This is a genomic window from Sphingopyxis sp. RIFCSPHIGHO2_12_FULL_65_19, from assembly GCF_001830555.1.
In the GTDB taxonomy this organism is placed as follows: Bacteria; Pseudomonadota; Alphaproteobacteria; order Sphingomonadales; family Sphingomonadaceae; genus Sphingopyxis.
In genome coordinates this window covers 25,116-28,502 of sequence record NZ_MIAM01000026.1, presented here as the reverse complement: position 1 = coordinate 28,502, position 3,387 = coordinate 25,116, and the positions used below count along the sequence as shown (strand labels likewise).

Genomic DNA, 3,387 nt, shown 5'->3' with positions numbered 1-3,387 from the left:
CAGCAAGGTCCAGATCGGCGACGCCAGCGCGCCGCCCACGAAACTCGCGAAGAGAAGCAGCGCGCTCTGCCCGTCGAGATCGAGCACCGCTGCGGCAAAGAAAACGAAAAGCGAGGTCAGCGACCCGAAGGCAAAGCTGTTGAGGAATTGCACGCCAAGCAACAGCATCAGCGGCGGGAAGGACAGCGACGCGCGAATTTCATGCCGCCAGCCGATCCCCGGCTCCGCCACCACGGCGCGCGGCGGCACGAGTCGGATCGCGAACAGCGCAATCGGCACCATGAGCAGGAAAAGGCTGGCATAAGCCATGATCCGCCCCTGCAAGCTGAGCCCCTGGATCAGGAGCTGCGCCGCCGCGGGGGCAGCGAAAGCCAGGATCAGCGCGATCTTTGCGAACCAGTCGCGCATCCCGTAAAGAAGCGCGCTGTCGGCGGGCGAACGCACGAGCGCCGATCCCCACGATAATTGGGCGACCTCGTAGAGGCTGTAACTCGAATAAAAGAGCACCATCATCAGGAACAGCGCCGCAAAGGGTAGCCGGTCGCCGACCGTCACCAGCGCGAGCAACAGCAGGGCCAGCGGTCCGAGCGCCAGCAGCATCCAGCGCCGATGCGCGCCAAAGCCGGTTCGCACCCGATCGACCATCGTGCCGATCAACGGATCGACGACCCCGTCCCAGATCGTGGTGAGCGAAAAAAGCAGCCCGACAAGCGCCACCGAAATCGCCCCACCCTCCGCAATATAGGGCGGCAGATAAACGCTGAACGGCAGCCCAAGGATGACCGTCGGCCCCGCCGTCGCGGCATAGGCCGCCACCGTGCGCGGTCGCAATAGCGGCTTCTCATCCGCTTGGGCCGACGAAGGCAGGGCGTCACTAGCCAAGGTGCGAGCCTTCCGAAACAGGAAACGCCAGGCTTTCAGCTATTAACAATTATGTCAACAGCCCGTGAGCCAGGGCCGCCGACGCCGGCTAACGGATCTTGAAGTGGGACAGAAAGGGCTGGAGCCGCCAGTTGATCTGTTCGGGCTCGAGCCATTCGACCTCGATCCCCATCAGCGTGTTGATCATCGAATTGCCGACGACGATATCGAAAAAAAGACGCGCGGCGGCGTCGGGATCGTCGATTTCCGCCCTTCCCGTCGCCGCCCATTCGGCGAACAGATCGATCAGTTCCTCCAGCGCGGGCACATGCAGGTCGAGGTAAATCTGCATCGCAAATTCATGGTCGCGCAAACTTTCGGAGATCAACATGCGCATCAGGGCGACCGAGTGCGGCGATTCCATCAGCTCTTTCTGGCGATACGCATATCGCTTCAGGATTTCGACGCTCGACAATGTCTTGGTCGCGTCATCGTCGAGCGAGCGCAGCATCGCGTCGTCGCTCCACCGGGTCGCGATCGCGCGGAGCAACCCCTGCTTGTTGCCGAACAGTTCGTAAAGCGTCGCGAGCGATCCGCCTGAAAGCTTGACGATTTCAGCCAGGCTTGTGCGTTCATAACCCTGTTCGAGGAACAGCGCCTCCGCGGCATCGAGAATCGCGCCCTGCCGACGTTCGCGAGGCGACAGCCTATCCATCTGACATACAGCCGATTCCGACTTACCCAATTTTTTCCCTCTCCCTTGCGCATTTTTGTAATTTAAATTACAGCGCGCTTGAACGCAAGCTTTCGCGTATAAACATTTCCCGCACAACTGCGATTTTTCAGGGGTCCTTATGAGTCGCTTTCGTCCTCTCGGCTGCGCCGCCGGCGCCGCGCTGGCCCTGTTGCTGGCTTCCTGTTCGTCCGAGGCGCCCCCCGCGCCTCCGCCCCCCGAAGTCAATATCGTGACGATCCGGACGCAGGCCGTGCCGAACGTGATCGAGCTGCCCGGCCGGGTGCAGGCGTATCGCACGTCCGAAGTGCGCGCCCGCGTCGACGGCATCGTCGAGCGCCGCCTGTTCAACGAAGGCAGTTTTGTGCGGGCCGGGACCGCGCTGTTCCGCATCGACCCGCGCCAGTTGACGGCAACCTCGAACGCCGCGCGCGCGCAGCTTGCCCGCGCGCAGGCGACCGCCGCCAACGCCCGGCAGGTCGTCGCCCGTTATCAGCCGCTGCTGGCCGATCAGGCGATCGGCAAGCAAGAATATGATGCCGCGGTCGCGGCGCAGCGCACCGCCGAAGCCGATGTGCAGGCAGCCCAGGCCAATCTCGAATCGGCACGGCTCAACCTCGGTTATGCGATGGTGACGGCGCCGATTTCCGGCCGCGCACGCCGCGCCGAAGTGACCGAGGGCGCGCTGGTCAGCGCGGGCCAGGGTACGTTGCTGACGACGATCGAACAGATCGACCGCGTTTACGTCAATTTCGGCCAGTCGAGTTCGGACTTGCTCGCGACCCGTCGCGACATGGGGTCGGGCAAGGTCAGCGCCCCACAGCTCGAACGCGTCGAAGTCCAGCTGATCCTTGAAGACGGCAGCGCCTATCCGGTCGTCGGCCACCTCGACTTCCTTGACCTTTCTATCGACGAGGCGACCGGCACCGCCGCGCTGCGCGCCGAATTCCCGAACCCGGCCTCGGCCCTGCTGCCCGGCCAGTTCGTGCGCGCCCGCATCTTTGCCGGCAATCGCTCGGATGGGGTGCTGATCCCCCAACGGGCGGTCAGGCTGGCCGCCGACGACGCCAGCGTCATGGTCCTCGATGCCAAAAATGTCGCAACGCCGCGTCCCGTGAAGCTGGGAACGATGGTCGCGGGGCAATGGGCGATCCTCGACGGTCTGAAACCGGGCGACAGAGTGATTGTCGACGGGCTGCAAAAGGTCCAGCCCGGCCAGCCGGTGCGGGTTGCCCAGCCCAAGGGAACCGCATCGACCCCCGCGGCGAAGCGCTGATCTGACATGACCCCCCGCTTCTTCATCGACCGGCCCATCTTTTCCTGGGTCATCGCCATCGGCATCCTGCTGTCGGGCATCATTGCGCTGCGCGGCCTGCCGATCGAGCAATATCCATCGGTCGCGCCGCCGTCGCTGACGATCGGCGTCACCTATCCGGGCGCCGACGCCAAGACGCTCGAGCAGAATGTCACGCAGGTCATCGAGCAGGAACTGAACGGGGTTGAGGGCTTCCTCTATATGGCCTCGACCAGCGAATCGAACGGCACGGCGTCGATCAACCTGACCTTCGAGGCCGGGACCGACATCGATAATGCGCAGATGGAGGTGCAGAACCGCCTGCGCCGCGTCGAACAGCGCCTGCCCGAAGATGTGCGCCGTCAGGGCATTTCGGTCACCGAGGCCAATTCCGGCTTCCTGCTGATCGTCGCGATCACCTCGAAAAGTGGCAACACCGACCCGATGGAGGTCAACAATTTCGCCAACACGCGCGTGCTCGACGAGCTCCGCCGCGTGA

4 protein-coding genes are annotated in these 3,387 nt (G+C 63.8%); 2 read left to right on the top strand and 2 right to left on the bottom strand.

Features of this window, described 5'->3' with window-relative positions; all coding sequences use genetic code 11:
* Together A3E77_RS08370 and A3E77_RS08365 are read right to left on the bottom strand one after the other, a co-directional pair.
* The coding region (locus A3E77_RS08370; protein WP_293644900.1) for an MFS transporter at positions 1 to 882 on the bottom strand (882 nt) is incomplete at its 3' end.
* An 88-nt stretch (positions 883 to 970) separates the two neighbouring features.
* Entirely contained in the window at positions 971 to 1,576 is a 606-nt protein-coding gene (locus tag A3E77_RS08365) for a TetR/AcrR family transcriptional regulator (protein ID WP_293644898.1), read from the bottom strand.
* Between the two features lie 139 nt (positions 1,577 to 1,715).
* Here A3E77_RS08365 and A3E77_RS08360 point away from each other — a divergent pair, with 139 nt between their 5' ends.
* Entirely contained in the window at positions 1,716 to 2,870 is a 1,155-nt protein-coding gene (locus A3E77_RS08360) for an efflux RND transporter periplasmic adaptor subunit (protein ID WP_293644896.1), read from the top strand.
* A gap of 6 nt (positions 2,871 to 2,876) precedes the next feature.
* Positions 2,877 to 3,387: efflux RND transporter permease subunit (locus A3E77_RS08355; RefSeq protein WP_293644894.1), on the top strand; the 511-nt coding region annotated here is incomplete at its 3' end.

Coding starts and splice junctions, on each gene's coding strand:
- A3E77_RS08365 (WP_293644898.1), bottom strand. CDS start 1,576: ATGGATAGGCTGTCGCCTCGCGAACGTCGGCAGGGCGCGATTCTCGAT.
- A3E77_RS08360 (WP_293644896.1), top strand. CDS start 1,716: ATGAGTCGCTTTCGTCCTCTCGGCTGCGCCGCCGGCGCCGCGCTGGCC.